Source organism: Paraglaciecola sp. IT1134 (genome assembly GCF_058068185.1).
On record NZ_CM176486.1, the window covers coordinates 1,797,800 to 1,818,010 of the forward strand.

The following is a 20,211-nucleotide window of genomic DNA, read 5'->3' on the forward strand; positions in this document are numbered from 1 at the left end:
GGTTATCGTACCATTTACAAAAATAATAAGGACTAATTCCACGAAACTAAATAACGCAGAGCTACCAGGCGTATAGCGGCGCGAAAAATAGCCACTAAATATTGCTCTATAAACCAACCCAATATACTTTGGGCAATATGCACAACTTAGCTTAAAAGCGACTGAAGCTGGTGGGAGATCAGGAGTATAAACGTCTTAAATGGTACATAATCAATTTAAGACATTTATTAATATTCAATTAGTTTGTTACAAAGACGCAAAGCGTTTTGTATGCACATCAGTGCTACCAAACAAAAACTGAATGGTGGTCAAACGTTTGAATATATGACCTACATCAAGTTCATCGGTCATACCTATAGCACCGTGAATTTGTATTGCTTCACGTCCCACCAAGTTAGCCGCTTTACCGATACGACTTTTTGCCGCTGATAAGGCTTTTGCATCATTGCCATTATTGCTATCCATTTTTAATACGGCCATTAACAGTATAGATTTAGCTTGTTGATGCTCTATAAACATATTAACCATTCGGTGTTGAAGTGCCTGGAAAGAGCCAATAGTACGAGCAAACTGTTTACGTGTTTTTGCGTATTCTAACGTACGCTCATGGGCAATTTGCATGGCACCAACCGCTTCGGCGCAAATCGCCAAGGTGGCTTTGTCGATAATATTATTAATGGCAGGCAAGGCTTTATCTTGCTCGCCTAACAATCCAAGGGTAGGGGTATTATCAAACCAAATGTCGGCCGCTTGGTGACCGTCAACATTCGCATAACCTTCACGTTTAAGACTTGGGTGATTAGCATCAACCAGGAATAAGCTGATACCATTGTGGTCATTGGTATCACCAGACGTACGCGCCGCAACAATTAATGTATCTGCATGATTACCATTTAATACAACTGATTTTTGACCGGTAATAACAAATTCACCATTTGTTTTGCTAGCGCTACACGTTACGTTATTTAAATGATAACGACTTTGAGGCTCTGCATAAGCAAACGCCATTTGTAATTCACCCGCCATGATCTTGGGTAAGTAATCGTCTTTTTGCCCTTGATTGCCTGCTAGGGCAATTAAACCACCCGCCATAACGGCAGTTGCAATAAAAGGTTCAACCACCATGCCTTTGCCAAACTCTTCCATGACCAGCATAAGGTCGGCCATAGAACCCCCTAAGCCGCCATCTTCTTCGCTAAATGGCAGCATTAACCAGCCGAGTTCAGCAAATAGATTCCAATTTTCTTGACTATAACCAACCTTTGAACCCAATATTTTTCGGCGTGTTTCAAAATCGTAATCGTTGAGGATAAACCTCGAGACACTATCTTGGATCATTTTTTGTTCGCTACTTAACGAAAAGTCCATAATAAACTCCTAATGCTAATTTAAAGGCCTAAAACGGCTTTGCTGATGATGTTAGTTTGAATTTCGTTACTGCCACCATAAATAGATGCTTTTCGGTTATTAAAGTAACGTAATGCACTGTTAGCTGCCATATCAGGGCCAATGTGCTGCCCGTCAAAGTCATCATGGAACTGTTCAGGAACAAATGGCATTGAGTAGTAAGCAGCAGCTTCGACATACAACTCATCGATCGCTTGAATAACCTGTGTACCCACAATTTTTAAGATCGAAGATTCTGGCCCTGGAGCTTGACCTGTGCTGATAGCAGAGAGCGTGCGTAATTCAGTATATTCTAAGGCCAGTAAATCAATTTCTACGTTCGCGACTTTTTGCGCAAAAATAACGTCGTCAATCAACTTGTTCGCGCCGTCATCGGATGTCTGGGCCAATGCTTTTAATTGTACTAGGCGATCTTTAGATATAGCCACACGAGCGATACCGGTACGCTCATGAGTTAATAGTACTTTGGCGTATGTCCAGCCTTGGCCCTCGGCACCGATAAGATTTTCTGCTGGAACACGAACATCATCAAAATGCACTTCATTCACCTCATGTCGACCATCAATGGTAATAATCGGTGATACGGTAATTCTAGGATCGTGCATATTAATTAATAGGAAACTGATCGCCTCTTGGTTTTTAGCGCTAGGCTCGCCTGTTCTAACTAAACAAAATATCCAGTCAGCATATTGCCCTAACGTTGTCCATGTTTTGGTGCCGTTAACGACATAGTCATTCCCGTCTTTTACAGCAGTTGTCCTAACGGCTGCCAGGTCAGAACCTGCTCCAGGTTCTGAATAACCCTGACACCACCACACATTACTGGCCAATATATCAGGCAAAAAACGTTGTTTTTGCTCTTCATTACCAAAAGTATAAATAACAGGTGCAACCATTTTTAAACCAAAAGGGATCACATCGGGCCCACCGGCCTTGGCACACTCATTGGCAAAAATATATTTTTGTGTGGGTGTCCAACCCGTTCCTCCATGTTCGACAGGCCAATTGGTAGCGGCCCAACCTTGTGTATGAAGTATTTGTTGCCACTGGATATATTCTTCTTTTGATAGATGTAAGGCCTTTTTGGTCTTTTTAGCGATATCTTTTGGCAATTTTTGTTGCAAAAATTGACGCACTTCTTGTTGAAAGTCTTTTTCTTGGGCGGTGAAATTTAAATTCATTTTACAAATCCTTCGTTGTACTTAAATTATTGAATGTCTCTGATCATATTTCTGGCAATTATCATTTGTTGAATTTGTGTCGTGCCTTCGTATAATCTAAATAATCTGACGTCACGATAAAGTCTTTCTACTGCGTATTCTGAAATGTAGCCAGCACCACCATGGATTTGTACCGCTTTGTCAGCTACTCGCCCTACCATCTCTGTTGCAAATAATTTACAACAAGAGGCTTCTGTACTTATTATTTTGCCTAAATCTTTTTGTCTTGCAGCATCAAGCACCATACATTTAGCAGCGTAAGCTTCGGCTTTGCTATCCGCTAACATGACTTGGATCATTTGGTGTTGGGCAATGGGTTTACCAAATTGGGTTCTGTTTATTGCGTACCTTAAAGCATCGTCAATTAAGCGTTCGGCAATACCCACACTTAACGCTGAAATATGCAGGCGGCCTCTATCTAACACTTTCATTGACGTTATAAAGCCTTTACCTTCAACCCCACCAATAATGTTTTGGGCAGGGACATGACAATTCTCAAAAATCACATCACAGGTATGAGAACCTTGCTGACCCATTTTTTTATCTTTAGGTCCAAGAGTAATACCGGGAGTAGCAGCGTCTACTATAAAAGCAGATATCCCTTTAGCGCCTTTGATCGAGGGGTCTGTTCGCGCCATCACGGTAAATGTGCCTGCTCTGGGTGCATTAGTAATAAAGCGCTTGGTGCCATTGACAATATATTCATCGCCTTTTTTTACTGCGGTTGTTTTTACTGCAGCGGCGTCAGAGCCAACGTCTGGCTCTGTTAAACAAAAAGAACCGATAAGCTCACCTGAGGCATATTTAGGTAAGTAGGTTTGTTTTTGTTTTTCAGTACCGTCAAATACAATAGCGGCAGAGCCGATACCATTGTTAGTGCCAATTAGGGAGCGAAAAGCAGGTGATGTTCTACCTAACTCTATAGCCACAAGCGCTTCTTCTTCCATAGTCAGACCTAGGCCACCATACTCTTCTGGGATCGTCATACCAAACAAGCCCATATCTTTCATCTCTTGAACAATATCATCTGGAATGGCATCCTTTTCCGCCACTTCATTTTCCGCAGGGACTAAACGCTCTCTAACGAATTTTGAAATACTGTCCAAAAATTGATTCAACATTTCTTGATCGCGAATCATTTTCCACTCCTATTTTGGCGAGCACCGTTCCGCACAGTGGAACACATGCCCGGTAAAACATCAAGCTGTAATTGTAATTAATGCCACTAGATCCTCTGGTGGGTTGATTGGAGGTTGTTCTCTCATGTTTGCTTTGCATTATGTTAGGTAAGGTAAGCTCTTAACAAAAACATGGAACTGACCAATCAAAAAAGACTTGCATGTTCCGCTATGCAGTATTATGGTCGCCTGAATTGATCTCATGATGTACTAATTTGTTAATTGTGTTTTTAATTTGTAATTTCAATGTAAGGGAAAAGTGTCTGCGCACTGGAGCGTCACTTAAACACATGCCGATTAATTGTGGCTTACATGCCTTTGTTACCTATGGGGTAGGCAATTTCATGCCGATTTTTCTTGGGGGAGCGCATCAAATGGCAGTAAAAAAAATAGGCACATCCCTTAGTTTAACGGTCGGGATTTTAGGGCTAATAGGGGGGTTATTAAATAACCATTAATTGAAAATATTATAATCATAATAAAAGAGGAAACACATGAAAAATACAGAATTAAAACGAAACGCCATTACCATCGCCATTAGCGCGGTACTTGGGTTAATGGGAAGCAGTGCTTTATTTGCCCAAGAGGTTCAGGGTACCGGAGAGAAAGCAATTGAGAAAATCCGAATTATTGGTTCTCATTTAAAAGGCTCGGCAATGGAAACCGCAGCGCCTGTGCAAACTATTAGCAGAACAGACTTAGAAAAAATTGGTTCTCCATCTATTGTAGAAATGACGCAGAAATTGTCAATCAGTTCTGGTATCCAAGGTACGTCAAATCAATATGGCTCTAATGGAACCGAAGGAACATCCAATATCAACTTGAGAGGGCTAGGAGCGGGTCGCACCTTAGTGTTAATTAATGGTAAAAGACAAACATTTTCTCCTTACCCTATTTTAGACCAACAAATGTTTTATGTTAACACCCAAGACATCCCTTCTATGGCGGTTAATCGAATCGACCTGTTGAAGGAAGGTGCCGCGGCCATATATGGTTCTGATGCAGTAGCTGGTGTGGTTAACTTTTCAACACGAAGTAACTTTGAAGGCTTAGAAGTAAAAGCTGATTTTAAAAGTTTACAAGATAGTGATGGCGATTACGGTTTAGGTTTCATTTGGGGGCTAGGAAATAATGATAGTCACTGGGTAACCTCTGTTAGCTATGATAAAACCAGTACAATAAGCACGGCAGACAAAGATTGGGCGGTACAGGATTATGCGACTAACCCACAAGGTGGTTGGTCATCAATAGGTAATCCACCGTCGATTTTTAATGCAGCTTGGTTGGGTGATAATTCACAACCTAAATATTTCATGGATCCTGGCTGTGAATTATTAGGGGGAACTATAGCGGGTTTATGTAGGCTCCAATATACGCCATTCTCAGCGTTAAATGATGGTGATACCCATCTAAAAGTGTTTAGTGAATTAAGTCATGTATTTAAAAATGATGTTGATTTACATGTTGAAGTTTTATATTCAGAAACTGACGTACCCACCACTTATGGTTCACCATCCTACCCACCACAAAAATTAGTTGATTTTTCAGATCGCTATGTACCGACTTATCACCCAGCATGGCAAGATTTATTGGCTAGTAATCCTGAATTTGCTAGTGCGCCTCATCCAACGTTAGATCGTGTGGCTTATATTGGTCGCACCGTGGGTGTTGAGGGACCTTCCAGTGAAGGTAGTCGAAACTATAAAACTTACCGTGTTGCGGCGGATCTAGAAGGTGCATTTGATAATGGTTATTTCTGGGAAACTGGCTTCGCTTATTCAAATTCAAAACTTGATTTTGTAACTAACCCAGATACACAAATAGTGCCATTGAAGAATGCCCTGTTAGGTTATGGTGGCGATAATTGTGATAGAGATGCTGGTGTCCCAGGTGGAAATGGCTGTTTATTTTTTAACCCGTTTTCTAACGGAATTGAAACATCTGCTTCTAATGGCGTGACTAACCCAAACTACAAAGCTGAACTAGCAAACAGCCAAGAGGTGTTAGATTTCGTTGCGGGAAAGGTAAGACGTTCACAAAAAGCAACCGAATTATTTGTGCTTGATGGCTTACTTTCCGGTGACGTAGATATTGAATTAGACGGTGGCTTTGTTGAGCTTGCAGTAGGTGCCCAGTATCGCTATGAAACTTTTTCAAATGAAGTTAATGATATTGCAAATTTAGCGATAAACCCATGTCCAGTGCCTGGTGAAACAGATTGTGCAAACCCTACCGGTGTTTATCATTTTCGCAGTGGTGAGTTTAACCAAGATTCATCTCAAGGTATTTATGCTGTATTTGGGGAAGTAGGTTTACCCGTATCAGACGATTTAAAAATGAAAGTTGCATTACGGTATGAGAATTACGGAGGAGACGTAGGTGATACGATAGATCCAAAGATATCAGCACAATATACCATCAATGAGAACTTTTCATTACGAGGCTCTGCGAGTACTACATTTAGAGGACCTACATTAAATCAACTAGAAGGCAGTAATACAAGTCTCTCTTATGTGGGGGCTGCTGGCGCTTTTAAAGCCGTCGATACTCAAGGTAATAGTGCGCTGGCGCCTGAATCTGCTGTTGCGTTAAACTTTGGGATTATTGGTGAGTTTTGGGATGACCGACTATTTACAACAATTGATTTTTGGTCATTTGATTTAAGTGATCCCATTATTGTTGAAAATTATAATGCGGTATTATCGGCAGCCGTTGCAGGTAACCAAGATTATATTGACCAAGTTCAATGGACAACACCGGGCGACCCTAAAACAGTGGAACGTATTGAAACTAACATAATCAATGGCGCTGATGTTAAAACAAGTGGTGTTGATGTTCAATTGCGCTTAAATGTTACAGACTACTGGACCCTAAACGTGAATGGAACGTATACCTCTGAATATGAAGTGACTGGCGATAGTTTGTCGGATACGTTTGACGCGGCTGGTTACCTAAATGAGACGAATTCTAATCGTCCAATACCAAAATTTAAAGCCACGATGGTCAATAGCTTCGATTTCGATAAACACAATGTAAGTTTATCTACTTATTATGTAAGTGATTACAAAGATGAGCGAGATACGTTATTTACCGATAACAACAAAGGCCAAACCATCGATAGCCAGATCCAGTTTGATTTAAGTTATAACTATCGCTTTAATGAAGACCAAACCAAGGTTAACTTCACAGTCGGTAATTTAACTGATGAAGAACCACCTTTTGCTCGTCTAGATTTAAACTATGACCCTTTTACACACAGCCCTTTCGGTCGTACATTTAAACTAAGCGTTGTTCATCAATTTGCTGAATAAACATTAACATGTAATAAAAAAGTGAAGTAATGCTCTGATGCAAATCAGTTGAGACATTACAGCTTACTTTATTGATGCATAAGATCAAAATCCGATGACGCTAACCATCGGATTTTTTTATGCCCGTTAGACAAATCTGACTGACGTTCATGTGCCAATTGGAATCACGCTTGCAACGTGAGGATGAGCAAAACGTCACGTTTTATTACAGAGACTATCGTCAACTGTTTATACCCTTGCTCCGCAAGCTCGACTTGGATACGCCTGGCACCATCCCGTTCTTTGCTGTCACCGATTACCGCATGACCTGAGCATCTAGCTTTTGTTGCTGCTGATTGCGTTTACAAGGTTGTTCATACGACTTCATCCATGCATAAAATCCACTTGGCGATACACAAAGTACCTTAGCCATTTTGATAACACTGAATGTATTTCGGTAGCTTTGCATAAATTCAAATCGTGCTATTTTTGATTTTTCGCGAAGTCGGTGGCGGCTTTTTTTAAGATATCTAGCTCCTCTGCTTGTACCGCAAGTTGGCGCTTTAAACGCGCATTCTCGGTGGCTAAAGTGCTTTCTCCATCAGATGTGGACGCTTTTTTTAAGAGCAGCAGTTCGCCAATAATAAAGCTGAGATTCTGCCACACTTAATTCTCTTGCTGCTTGAGCAAAGCCGACTTTACTCGCCAGCTTCAACGCTTCTTCTTTGAATTCTTCTGAATAGGTTTTACGTTTGGTTTTAGTTGTCATGTTTCACCTCTGTGATTTAGCTTACTCACTTAAAGAGGTATCCAAAACTATTGGTTCAGATCACTTCGTTTTCTGCCACCATTTATGCATTTCCTGTAACCATTTATGTAAAGATACGCATAAATGTCGCTATCAAACTCAGCCAGCAAATTGAGGCGTTAATATCTGTTTTAAAGTGATCGCTCAGTCAAAAATTGAGCACCCCCAATCTCTCCTTTTCGCTCGTTCTTGCCTGTCATATCTATTTTAAATTACACCATGACAATAATAAAAAGATCTAATGCCAATAATACTAACGCGCTATATAAGCCATTCCACTTGATCCCCATTTGCATGGGAGAAATTCCGGTGATCTTAGCGCCAATACGAACCGAGGTGGTAGTAGGGGAGCTCCCTATAACCACAGCCCACGTTATCATCATCACTAGCGCAATGGTAACAGGCATATTTTCGACACCAGGTAATTGAGATAAGGCCCCGGCTATCAACGTTACTGAAATCATCGGATTGATAAATAAAAGCGCTGCTAAAAAAATTATCCATGAAGACGAAATTAATATCAGCGCAGCAGATATATTCAAATGTGCTATTTGTTGAGCAAACCAGTCAAGATTAAGCACCGTTAACAATAAGCGTCCAATCAGAACCGAGCCTGCAAAAAAAACTATTTCTGAACGTTGCAACGGCAATCTAAAAAATATGTCTGTGCTAAAACGTTTTAGTGTTAATCGCATTGCACTTAACTTCTTATGTTCGCGATGGTACTGGGTAAATATCCAGGCTGTGCTCACAATCGGCGCACTCACTAACACGGCAGCGATTGGGCGTAGAGGGGTGGTAAATATCAGTAAACCAGATACTACTGCGAACGTGATGACGACAATAACAATGGGGTAACTCACCTTCAAATCTGATAAATTGTTGGAAATGGTTGGCACAAGATGGCTAAGGTTTTTGGGCGCCTGAACATGATCTAGCCAAATTCCAAATAACAGTAGTGCAAGGGTTAGGTATAAACCGTAGGGAATAATATCTATCCACTGTAGCTCATCAATGGTCGTTACTAAAAGAGTAATGGTGACTGATGTAGGAGCCCACAGTGGCACGCTGCAAAATCCTCGCATTACCGCTAGCATCATACGACGCTGCCTTGCGCTGTTGATGCGAGCGTCGACGGTGTCTCTATTGTCATGCAAACTTCTGTGGATCATGGTACCTAATAAATTAATTGCTCCGACACTCATTAATATCCCCAATAAGTGACTGGCAAAGGTGAGCAGTGCATAACGCCTGATAGGTTGTTGTTGTAACAGCGCACGACCAGTTAGGTTAACTGAATTCGAGGTTAAGGCCGCTTCTTTTAACAGGCCCAGGGCAATTAAAAAAAATGCAAAAAAAGCCACACTGCCACATAACATGCTTAACTGATAAAATGATATCTGTGACAACAATAACAATGCTAGCGTCAAGCCAATAGCAATGGTTGCTATGATTTTTGTTGTTAAATCTAAATATTTCCATTCGACGAAAGTAAATAACACCAACACGAGTACGGCCAATAGGGCGGGTGGCTGGTAACCGGTCCATTCTGTTATTAGCGCCGCAAAAAAAATAACGACTAGGCATAGTGGGGACAACCAACCAGAGTCGTTATTCATTTTTCATTGTCAGTTATTGTTGAAGCTGACTCTGGCGCTTGATAGGGAAATTTAATTTTATTCATTTGTGGCTTTATTTAGTATGGCGTTAAATCGTGAGGCTTATCGGTATTGAATAAATGATATCATGCGGTACCGCCTGTCGGAATTTAATTCTATTTATAGTTGTTTGCTCAGTTTTTATCAAATTTAGCCGTCATTCATTGCGTTGTATCCTAACTCGAATGAACCTTTTTACGTTAGCGTGAACTGATCTTATAGCTGAATCTGGGCAAGCAGCAAAATGGGAACAATCCACGCGTAAAATAAGCAATTGGTCGCAGTACAACACGGTCTACATCTATTGTCTCTCAAAAGGCTTGCAAAATGCAATTCCGCATTGCAGAATACGCGAACTGTTTTGCTGCCTGATTAGTGTCGTAGTAATAATAAATAATGACAACTTGTATTAGAGTGAGCGCTTAATGCCCAAACCAACAGAATTAGAGTTACTTGCTGATTTAGAAAAAATAAGCTACCAAGACCGATATCATTGTAAAACAACCTACGATGTGTTTTGCCATGCAGCAGATGAATATTCTGCTGATATAGCAATAGCTGAGCATGTCACGGCTTCTCGAGATGAAGCTGCCAAAGAACTCACTTTTGCTATTTTAGCCAAAAAAATTAATCAAACCGCAAACCTGTATAAATCATTCGGCGTAGAGCGTACAGATGTTGTCTCTATTTTATTACCTAATTTGACCGAAACCCATCTTAGTATGTGGGCTTCCCAAGTTGTGGGCATTGCCAATCCTATTAACTACCTTTTGCAAGTTGATCACATTGTTGAAATATTGAATGAGGTAAAAACGAAAGTATTAGTCACTGTTTCTCTTGATGATTCAACTGAATTAGGTAAAAAAGTGCATGAAATTATTGAGCGCGTGCCATCACTTGAACATCTACTTTTACTTGATAATAGTTGCGCTCAGATCTGTCATAAAAAAGTCACCATCACTGATTTTAATAGTGCGATAGCAATTCAACCTGGTGAAAAGTTGGCGCAATCCTTTCAACCCTCGGGTGACGATATTGCCATGTACTTCCATACAGGCGGAACAACAGGCCGCCCTAAAATAGCCAAACTATCTCATGACAATATTAGTTTTGTGGTGCAAGTTTATGCCCAGTTTAATGCTTGTCATGGTAAATCTGCGGTATTAAATGCATTACCCTTGTTTCATGTGTTTGGTGTTATTGCCGCTAGTTTGTCCATGTTCATTGTGGGTCGTACGGTGGTTATTATGACGCCAGAAGGATTTAGAAACCCTAATACAGTCAAGAACTGGTGGTATTTTGTTAATAAATATCAAGTGTGTTGGTTCCCTACTGTACCCACCATCATGTCTGTTTTACTACAGCAACCAGATGAAAAAATTGATCTCAGTTGTTTTGAACATGCTGCTTGTGGCTCAGCACCTTTGCCTCTTGAACTGAAATTATCCTTTGGGCAAAGATTTAATTGCAATGTGACCAATGGTTACGGCATGACAGAATCATCTTGTTTGATTGCTAGAGTATTGCCTGGCTATGATGTTAGTGGGGTTTCAGTGGGCAATGGCATACCTTATACCCAGGTGATTGCTGCCGAACTCATAGGTAATAAAATTAGTCGTATTTGTGCAACTAATGAGCCCGGCGTTATTTTGGTGAAAGGTCCAAATATCTTTCAAGGCTATTTGAACGAGAGTGACAATGCGGGGGCTTGGGTCGACGGTCACTGGTTCAATACCGGTGATTTAGGGGTGATTAATGCGTTAGGGCATATTCAGCTGACTGGCCGAGCGAAGGATTTGATTATCCGTGGAGGTCATAATATTGACCCTCAAATCATTGAAGATGCATTAATGGCCCATGCTAACGTCGTTCAATCAGTGGCTATTGGTCAACCTGATGTGCATTCAGGCGAGATACCCGTTGCCTATGTGGTAGTAAAAGATAAACAGCAAACTTCGCCATCTGAATTACTTGAACATTGCCAAAAGCACATTAGCGAAAGGGCGGCCATTCCTAAACGTATCGAAATACTCGATAGCATACCCTTAACGGCTGTCGGCAAAGTATTCAAACCATTATTACGTAATAAAGCCACAGAATTTAGCGTCAAAACTTTGCTCAAAACACATGATATCACTGCGCAGGTTGGATCAGAATTTGACCCAGAAAGAGGTCAGGTTGTAAACATTCAGTTAGCAAACACACAAGACCAACACAAAGCCGCTAAATTACTTGTCGCTTTTCCCGTCTTAGTTAATTACATCAATTTATAAGGAAACATTATGCAAGATGCCTATATATACGATGCCGCAAGAACAGCATTTGGACGACATGCAGGCATTTTATCTTCTGTTCGACCGGATGACATGCTGGCGCACCTTATAAAAACCTTAGTACAACGCAACAACTTTGATTTAAGCCTTTATGAAGATGTGATTGCCGGTAATACTAATCAGGCTGGTGAAGACAGCCGAAACGTAGCGCGCACTGCAGGACTATTAGCTGGCTTGCCGATAGAGACGGGGGGGTTAACCGTAAACCGTTTGTGTGGTTCAAGTTTAGCCGCGGCGTTAGATGCAGCTAGGTGCGTAAAAGCCAATGAAGGTGAGTTATTTGTTGCTTGTGGTGTTGAATCTATGAGCCGTGCTCCTTTTGTTTTAGCTAAAGCAACTTCAGCTTTTGCCCGGCAGCAAGAAATGTTTGATACCACTATGGGGGCGCGTTTTACTAATCCAGAGATTATTAAACAATTTGGCGGTCATTCAATGCCTGAAACGGCAGACAACATTGCCAGTGATTTAAATATTAGCAGAGAAGAATGTGATGTATTTGCGGCCGCTTCTCAAGCGAAATACGAAGCGGCTAAAGTAGCGGGGTATTTTAACGATGAAATCATTCCCATTGAAGTGTCACAAGGTCGTAACAAGCCAGCACTTTGTGTGACAACTGATGAACATCCACGTCCATCTTCAACCGTAGACGCACTAGGTAAATTAAGACCATTATTTGAAGGTGTTGTTACCGCGGGTAATGCGTCAGGCATTAACGATGGTGCGTCTGCCATGATTATTGGTAGTAAAGAAGTGGGTGAAAAAGCGGGTATCAAACCTCGCGGTAGAATTATAGCCGGCGCCATTGCAGGTGTACCCCCACGAGTAATGGGCTTAGGGCCAGTACCTGCTTCACAAAAAGCATTAGCCAGAGCGGGCTTAACCCTGGCGGATATGGATGTTTTAGAATTTAACGAGGCATTTGCAGTGCAAGCCTTAGGTTGCATGAAACAACTCGGTATTGCTTTTGATGATCCTCGTGTCAATCAAAATGGTGGTGCGATTGCTATTGGTCATCCCTTGGGCGCCAGTGGTACCCGTATTATGCTGACCGCATTACGTCAATTAGAAAAAACCGGTGGTCGATATGCATTAGCGACAATGTGTATTGGTATTGGTCAAGGTATCGCTGTCGTCATTGAGCGTGTTTAACTTTCTAAAAGTAAGGAATTAGTTTATGTCAGTTGTTAGTTATCAATTAGACGGTGATATCGGCGTTATTCGTTTAAATAACCCACCAGTTAATGCGCTTTCACATGCCTTACGTACGGGTATTCAAGATGCGGTAACACAAGCACAAGATGATGCCTCTTTAGCCTTGGTTTTGATTTGTGAAGGGCGTACGTTTATTGCTGGGGCAGACATCTCAGAGTTCGGTAAACCACCCATGTTGCCGTCATTACCAGAGTTGCTTGATGTAATCGAAGCGTCGCAAAAACCAGTCATTGCGGCAATCCATGGCACCGCACTGGGTGGTGGCTTAGAGACGGCTTTGGCTTGCCACTATCGTTGTGCATTGTCTACAGCTCAAGTTGGTTTACCTGAAGTTAAATTAGGTTTGTTGCCTGGTGCTGGTGGAACACAAAGAGTACCCAGGTTAGTAGGTGTTAAAGCCGCACTTGATTTAATGACTACCGGCACACCCATTGCTGCAGCTCAAGCACTCAGTATTGGTTTACTTGATAAAGTAGTTGAAGGTGATTTACTCGCCGCAGCAATAGCTTTTGCCAAAGAAGTCATTGCGCAAGGTGCCGTGCTTAAAAGAGTCAGCGAATTAGAGGTTGATAAAGCAGGCGCATCAACTGAATTTTTCGCTGAATATAGAAAAACATTAAGTAAACGTTTTCGCGGGCAAGAAGCACCACATCGTATTGTTGAATGTATTGAAGCGGCATTGAATACACCTTTTGATGAAGGTTTAAAGGTTGAAAGACGTCTATTTGTAGAGTGCATGCAATCAGTGCAGTCTGGGGCATTACGTCATATGTTTTTTGCCGAAAGAATGTCTTCGAAAATTAAAGGCTTACCCAAAGACACTCAACTAAAAGATGTCAAACGAGTGGGCATTATTGGTGGCGGTTTAATGGGCGGAGGCATTGCAATGAATTTTGTGAATGTGGGTGTCCCTGTTACTTTGCTGGAAATTAACGACGAAGCATTGCAACGCGGTAAAGATCTTATCGCTAAAAATTATGCTATGACGGTGAGTAAAGGTAAATTGACTGCTGAGCTGGCCGCGCAGCGTCAAAAACTGATTACTGGTACCACTGATTACCATGATTTAGCTGATATGGATTTGGTTATTGAAGCGGTGTTTGAAAATATAGACATCAAAAAACAAGTATTCACTAAGCTGGATAAAGTGTGTAAACAAGGCGCTATCTTAGCCAGTAACACGTCTTATCAAGACGTTAATTTAATTGCTCAGGCAACCTCTCGACCACAAGATGTGATTGGTCTGCATTTCTTTAGCCCTGCTAATGTGATGAAATTACTTGAAATTGTGCGTGGTGATAAAACCTCTGATCAAGTATTAGCCACATCCATGGCCGTCGCTAAAAGCATTAAAAAAATCCCCGCATTGTCTCGAGTTTGTTATGGGTTTATTGGTAACCGTATGTTGCGCCAATATGCCCGTGAAGCCCAATTATGTTTGCTTGAAGGGTCAACCCCGCAACATATAGACACAGTCATGCAAAATTTTGGTATGGCAATGGGGCCGTTAGCGGTTGCCGATTTAGCGGGAATAGACATTGGTTATAAAGCCCGTGAAGGCTTAACTGATGCAGAAAAAGGTGATGTCAGAACCTATTGTATTGCCGATGCTTTATATGAAATGGGTCGTTTAGGTCAAAAAACAGGTGCAGGGTATTACCAATATGATCCCGACACTAGGCAGCGTATTGCGGATCCCGTAGTACTTGAGGTTATCAAAGCACAAGCCAAGAAAAGAGGAGTCGAGCGCAAAAATATAAGTGACGCGACTATTTTAGAACGTCTGACTTTTGCTTTGATCAACGAAGGCTTTAAAATCCTTGAAGAAGGCATTGCCCAACGTCCTAGCGATATTGATGTGGTTTACGCATTCGGTTATGGATTTCCAGCTTATCGAGGTGGCCCCATGTTTTATGCTGATACCATTGGTTTAGGTAAAATCTATCAAACCATTTGTGAATTTGGCAGCACATACGGTGAAGAGTTTTGGCAACCAGCAGCGTTATTAAAACAACTTGTCACACAAGGCAAAACCTTAACTCAGTGGGCCAATAGCTAAACGAGTTATAAAATTAGTTATGTCAGTTTTTTGGTATAGCTACTGTTATTCCATTACATCGAAGTTATTTCAGGGACATCAAGATGTCAATTCCAACGACGTTACAAAATAAATTATCTTTGCCTGTCATTAGTGCGCCTATGTTTATTATCTCGGGCCCTGAATTAGTCATCGCCCAATGTAAAGCGGGTATCGTCGGGTCGTTTCCGGCACTTAATGCCCGTCCACAATCACTACTGGGTGAGTGGCTAAAAACCATCATTGCTGAGCTAGATACGTATCAGGCGGCCAACCCTAACGCTATCGTTTCGCCCTATGCAGTTAATTTAATTGTACATAAGAGCAATGACCGTTTAGAGGATGATGTGAACACCTGTATTGAATATAAGGTGCCAATCATTATTACCAGCTTACGCGCGCTGGATCCTAAATTGGTCAAACGTATTCACGCTTATGGTGGCATTATTTTTCACGATGTTATTAATATTCGTCATGCCCAAAAAGCCATAGAAGCGGGTGTTGATGGTTTAGTTTTGGTGTGTGCTGGCGCAGGTGGCCATGCGGGTACCTTAAGTCCTTTTGCATTAGTCAGTGAAATCAAACAATTTTTTGATGGCCCTATTGCGTTGTCAGGCTCCATTGCTAATGGTGCCTCAATACTGTCAGCGCAAGCATTAGGTGCTGACTTTGCCTATATAGGCACGCGTTTTATTGCCAGCAAAGAAGCAAATGCTGATCAAGAATATAAAAACATGTTGGTTGAGCATAGCGCCAAAGATATTGTTTATAGCTCGTTATTTACCGGCGTGCATGGAAATTATCTCAAACCAAGTATTTCTAATGCGGGCTTAGATCCTGATAATTTAGAACAGGGCGATAGAAGCAAAATGAAATTTGGCTCTGAAGGTGGCAGTAAATCTAAAGCTTGGAAAGACATTTGGGGGGCAGGCCAAGGATTAGGCAGTATTGCAGATATTACTGATGTATCTACTATCGTTGAACGCTTTAAAACAGAATACGATCTGGCTCTAGCTCGGTTAAATCGTCTGAACCATCAATAGGCCCAATAAATAGGTGCAATCAATATGAAATCTCCAGAAAATATATTAATTCACAAAGATAATGGTGTTTTACACATAGGTATTTATCGCCCTGAGAAAAAAAATGCGTTAACCCACTTAATGTATAACGCTATGGCTAACGCACTGAGAGACAGTGTTTCTGATGAAAGTATTAAAGTAGTACTGATACACGGTACTCAAGATGCGTTTTCAGCGGGTAATGATTTAAACGATTTCGATGATCGTGATGTTAATCAACCATCACCCGCGTCAATTTTATTATATGAATTACATAACTACCCTAAGCCAATCGTCGGAGCAGTATCTGGGGTTGCCATTGGTATTGGTGTAACCATGTTACTGCATTTTGATTTTGTTTATGCATCAGAAACGGTTTTTAAAATGCCTTTTGTCGATTTAGGCGTTTGCCCCGAAGGAGGATCAAGCCTGCTTATTCCTCAATTAGCAGGTCACCGTAAAGCCGCTGAAATATTAATGCTGGGTGATGCTTTTAACACCCAAACGGCTATTAATATCGGTATAGTCAATCAACAAATAGACAAATCTGAAGTATTTGACTTTGCCTTAAGCAAAGCCAAAGCATTAGCACTCAAACCTCAAAATGCTTTGCGTACGACTAAAAGACTCCTTAAAGCACCGCAGCAGGCAATACTTAATAATATTATTGAACGTGAGTTAGTGGTTTTTTCTGAGTTACTGCAAAGTGAAGAATCTCACGCCGCTAGAAAAAGAAAATAAGAGTTTGAAATGAAACCTTGGGCACATAAACCAATGCCGCCATTTAATAACCATTTAGGTTTTGTGGTTGAGCAATGGCGAGAAAATCATATAAAAATGAGTGCCGAGCTAAAGCCTGAACATCTAAATCGTTCAGGTATCCCCCATGGTGGGTTTATTTCGGCTTTATTAGATGCAGCCACTGCCCTGTCTGGGGCATACAGTGACGACCCGCTTGACTACAGAAAAGCACTGACTCTATCGTTAAACATCAACTTTTTAGGGCAAGCGCAATCCAACAAGCTTTATGCCATTGGAAAAGTGACGGCTTCTGGTCGAAACATCTATTACGGCTCTGGAGAAGTATACGATTCTTTGCATAATCTGATTGCTTCAGGGCAAGGCGTATTTCGATATAGAAAAGAAGAATCTAACTCTAACGTATAGCAACGCAGCGAACACTTAACAATTGAAGTGGAAAAATTTTGAACAATCAATTACAGCATTATCCTAATCAACTCAAACATCCCGTTAGGTGGGGAGATATGGATGTATTAGGACATGTAAATAACAGCAATTATTTTCGTTACTGTGAAGAGGGCAGGGTGAAGTTTTTCACTGATAGTAAAATTAGAGCCGCGCTTGGGCATGCCAGGCTTGGTTTTGTTGTTGCTTATATCGATTGTAAGTTTAAGTTTCCGGTTACTTATCCTGATAATCTTATCATTGGGACCAAAGTCGAGAAAATAGGTAAAGATAGGTTTACTTTAAGTCAAATTATTTATAGTGAAATACATCAAAAGGTTGCGGCTAAAAGTGAAAGCATTATTGTTTCTTATAGTCATGAAATGCAAAGTAAGATTAATCTTCCTAGCGCGGCCCTTGCTTTGTTAGAAAAAGAATTAACACATGAAAATGAATGAATTTAAAACGAATACACAAAAAATCTTGCCAGTTAATGCATCCAGGAGAAGTAAATTTAATGAAAGTATTAGTCCCCATTAAACGTGTCATCGACTATAACGTCAAAGTACGCGTTAAATCTGATAACTCAAACGTTGATTTAGCTAACATTAAAATGTCAATCAACCCATTTTGTGAAATTGCCGTAGAAGAAGCGGTTCGCCTTAAAGAAGCGGGCTCAGCAACTGAAGTTATTGCGATTTCTATTGGTAATAAAAGCTGCCAAGAACAACTTCGGACAGCACTTGCTCTTGGCGCCGACCGCGCGATACACATTGAAACAGATCAAAATTTAGACGCGTTAAACATTGCCAAATTGTTGCAAAAAGTGGTTGAAGAAGAGCAACCTCAATTGATTATTTTAGGTAAACAATCTATCGATAGCGATAATAACCAAACAGGTCAAATGCTTGCAGCATTAACAGGGTTAGCACAAGGCACTTTCGCCTCCCAAGTGAAGGTTGAAGGCGACAAAGTTAACGTAACACGTGAAGTAGACGGTGGTTTACAAACGATTTCCCTTAATTTACCCGCGATTGTGACGACTGACTTACGGTTAAATGAGCCCCGTTACGCATCTTTACCAAACATCATGAAAGCTAAACGTAAGCCATTAGAGGTAAAATCGGCTGACGATTTTGGTATTGATTTAACTGCACGTACCCATTTATTAAAAGTGACACCACCTAGAGAGCGTCAAGCAGGCATTATTGTTGAATCAATCGATGAGTTAGTTGAAAAATTAAGAAATGAAGCAAAGGTGATCTCATGAGCATTTTAGTTTACGCAGAACACGATAACAGCACATTAAAAGCGGATACCTTAAAAACAGTTGCTGGGGCACAACAAATGGGTGGTGATATCACTATTTTAGTTGCGGGTCATAACTGTCAAGCCGTTGCAGAGCAAGCAGCAAAAGTTAATGGTGTGGCAAAAGTAGTTGTTGCAGACAATGCAGCATATGAACATCAACTCGCTGAAAACGTCAGTTTATTAGTCACTGAATTAGCGGCTGATTACGACGTTATTTTGGCTAGCGCATTAACCACAGGCAAAAACTTTATGCCTCGCGTTGCTGCCTTATTAGATGTGGCGCAAATTTCAGATATTATTGCGGTAGAAAGTGCCGATACATTTGTGCGTCCTATCTACGCAGGTAATGCCATTGCAACCGTACAAAGTTTAGATGCCAAACAAGTTATCACCGTGCGTTCAACAGGATTCGACGCTGTTGCAACTGATGGCTGTGCAGAGATCACAAGCCTAGATAATGTGACAGACGCGGGTATCTCAAGCCATATAAGTGATGAATTAACGGTTTCACAACGTCCAGACTTAGGCTCTGCAAGGGTAGTTATTTCAGGTGGTCGTGGTATGCAAAATGGTGATAACTTTAGGTTATTAGAAGGTATTGCTGACAAGTTAGGTGCTGCGATTGGTGCTTCACGGGCCGCGGTAGACGCTGGCTTTGTGCCTAATGACATGCAAGTAGGCCAAACAGGTAAAATTGTAGCGCCAGACTTATACCTTGCGGTAGGTATTTCTGGTGCAATCCAACATCTTGCGGGTATGAAAGACTCGAAAGTGATTGTTGCGATCAACAAAGACCCTGAAGCGCCTATTTTCCAAGTCGCTGACTACGGTATTGTTGCAGATTTGTTTGAGGCTTTACCTGAATTAGAAAATGCGTTGTAAGTGCTGATAACGCTATTGTGAACTTGATGTTCATTACATTATAACAACAGCCAAGCTCTTTACATTATTCTTGGCTTTTAATGTTAGTTAGCGAAAATATTGAGGACTTATTCCAGCCTGTATATTAGCTGGGATAGGTCGTGAGTTTGTATCTTCCGTTTCAAAAATATTATCAATAGTCCTCGATAATTTTAATTTTTTGATGTCAGAATAAACGCAATAAATAATGACAAACATTATATTCAATACAACCTATATATTCGATCTAAACTAAAGAATCTGAAAATTCAACATTAAGTCGTTGCGAAATTCAAAATATGCTTTTTGGATGATGACATCTTGCCTAACGGTTATTTTTTACCTGACAGTACGTTAGCAGATGCTAATTAAATTCGTGGGATTCCCGGTGGTTTAGAGCACAGTAATAGATCAAATCAGTAAATCTGGATAACGTACTTTTAATGCGATGGTCTTAAACTGATGTATATAATGTTTGTTTTTATAGAGAATAATGCGATTATAATATCCATAATTTTATAAACGTATCGGCAGTAACAACAAGCCAATACGCCTAGTGTGATAGACAATT

At 40.9% G+C, this 20,211-nt stretch carries 14 protein-coding genes and 1 pseudogene; 10 read left to right on the plus strand and 5 right to left on the minus strand.

What is annotated here, in order from left to right; genetic code table 11:
- Positions 1 to 246: 246 nt before the first annotated feature.
- The 3 genes from AC3RV5_RS07920 to AC3RV5_RS07930 are packed head-to-tail and all read right to left on the minus strand — an operon-like array spanning position 247 to position 3,766.
- Positions 247 to 1,368, minus strand: coding sequence for an acyl-CoA dehydrogenase family protein (locus AC3RV5_RS07920; protein ID WP_489731392.1), 1,122 nt, complete (start codon positions 1,366 to 1,368; stop codon positions 247 to 249).
- A gap of 20 nt (positions 1,369 to 1,388) precedes the next feature.
- Positions 1,389 to 2,588 (minus strand): acyl-CoA dehydrogenase family protein, encoded by a 1,200-nt coding sequence (locus tag AC3RV5_RS07925; protein ID WP_489731393.1) that lies wholly within the window; start codon positions 2,586 to 2,588, stop codon positions 1,389 to 1,391.
- A gap of 26 nt (positions 2,589 to 2,614) precedes the next feature.
- Positions 2,615 to 3,766, minus strand: a complete 1,152-nt coding sequence (locus tag AC3RV5_RS07930; protein WP_489731394.1) for an acyl-CoA dehydrogenase family protein — start codon at positions 3,764 to 3,766, stop codon at positions 2,615 to 2,617.
- A gap of 533 nt (positions 3,767 to 4,299) precedes the next feature.
- Here AC3RV5_RS07930 and AC3RV5_RS07935 point away from each other — a divergent pair.
- Positions 4,300 to 7,116: a TonB-dependent receptor domain-containing protein gene (locus AC3RV5_RS07935; RefSeq protein ID WP_489731395.1), complete on the plus strand. Its 2,817-nt coding sequence runs from the start codon at positions 4,300 to 4,302 to the stop codon at positions 7,114 to 7,116.
- Between the two features lie 373 nt (positions 7,117 to 7,489).
- Here the strand turns inward: AC3RV5_RS07935 and AC3RV5_RS07940 are convergent.
- Together AC3RV5_RS07940 and AC3RV5_RS07945 are read right to left on the minus strand one after the other, a co-directional pair.
- Positions 7,490 to 7,864 (minus strand): annotated as a pseudogene (locus AC3RV5_RS07940) (transposase); the annotation flags it as partial.
- A 251-nt stretch (positions 7,865 to 8,115) separates the two neighbouring features.
- Positions 8,116 to 9,522: a hypothetical protein gene (locus AC3RV5_RS07945; RefSeq protein WP_489731396.1), complete on the minus strand. Its 1,407-nt coding sequence runs from the start codon at positions 9,520 to 9,522 to the stop codon at positions 8,116 to 8,118.
- A gap of 464 nt (positions 9,523 to 9,986) precedes the next feature.
- On the opposite strand from AC3RV5_RS07945, the gene AC3RV5_RS07950 reads away from it, so the two are divergent.
- From AC3RV5_RS07950 to AC3RV5_RS07990, 9 genes are all read left to right on the plus strand, one after another.
- The gene (locus AC3RV5_RS07950) at positions 9,987 to 11,834 is read left to right on the plus strand and encodes an acyl-CoA synthetase (protein ID WP_489731397.1); all 1,848 of its coding nucleotides are present in this window, start codon (positions 9,987 to 9,989) and stop codon (positions 11,832 to 11,834) included.
- A gap of 9 nt (positions 11,835 to 11,843) precedes the next feature.
- A complete protein-coding gene (locus AC3RV5_RS07955; RefSeq protein ID WP_489731398.1) occupies positions 11,844 to 13,043 on the plus strand; it encodes a 3-oxoadipyl-CoA thiolase in 1,200 nt (399 codons plus the stop codon).
- Between the two features lie 25 nt (positions 13,044 to 13,068).
- Entirely contained in the window at positions 13,069 to 15,165 is a 2,097-nt protein-coding gene (locus tag AC3RV5_RS07960; RefSeq protein ID WP_489731399.1) for a 3-hydroxyacyl-CoA dehydrogenase NAD-binding domain-containing protein, read from the plus strand.
- Positions 15,166 to 15,248: 83 nt separating this feature from the next.
- Positions 15,249 to 16,226 (plus strand): NAD(P)H-dependent flavin oxidoreductase, encoded by a 978-nt coding sequence (locus AC3RV5_RS07965; RefSeq protein ID WP_489731400.1) that lies wholly within the window; start codon positions 15,249 to 15,251, stop codon positions 16,224 to 16,226.
- 24 nt (positions 16,227 to 16,250) lie between these two features.
- Positions 16,251 to 16,985 (plus strand): enoyl-CoA hydratase-related protein, encoded by a 735-nt coding sequence (locus AC3RV5_RS07970; RefSeq protein WP_489731401.1) that lies wholly within the window; start codon positions 16,251 to 16,253, stop codon positions 16,983 to 16,985.
- A gap of 9 nt (positions 16,986 to 16,994) precedes the next feature.
- A complete protein-coding gene (locus AC3RV5_RS07975) occupies positions 16,995 to 17,411 on the plus strand; it encodes a PaaI family thioesterase (protein ID WP_489731402.1) in 417 nt (138 codons plus the stop codon).
- A 38-nt stretch (positions 17,412 to 17,449) separates the two neighbouring features.
- Entirely contained in the window at positions 17,450 to 17,887 is a 438-nt protein-coding gene (locus AC3RV5_RS07980) for an acyl-CoA thioesterase (protein WP_489731403.1), read from the plus strand.
- 59 nt (positions 17,888 to 17,946) lie between these two features.
- Entirely contained in the window at positions 17,947 to 18,699 is a 753-nt protein-coding gene (locus tag AC3RV5_RS07985) for an electron transfer flavoprotein subunit beta/FixA family protein (protein ID WP_489731404.1), read from the plus strand.
- Entirely contained in the window at positions 18,696 to 19,622 is a 927-nt protein-coding gene (locus AC3RV5_RS07990) for an electron transfer flavoprotein subunit alpha/FixB family protein (RefSeq protein WP_489731405.1), read from the plus strand. The genes AC3RV5_RS07985 and AC3RV5_RS07990 overlap by 4 nt, the downstream gene beginning before the upstream one ends.
- Positions 19,623 to 20,211: the final 589 nt, after the last annotated feature.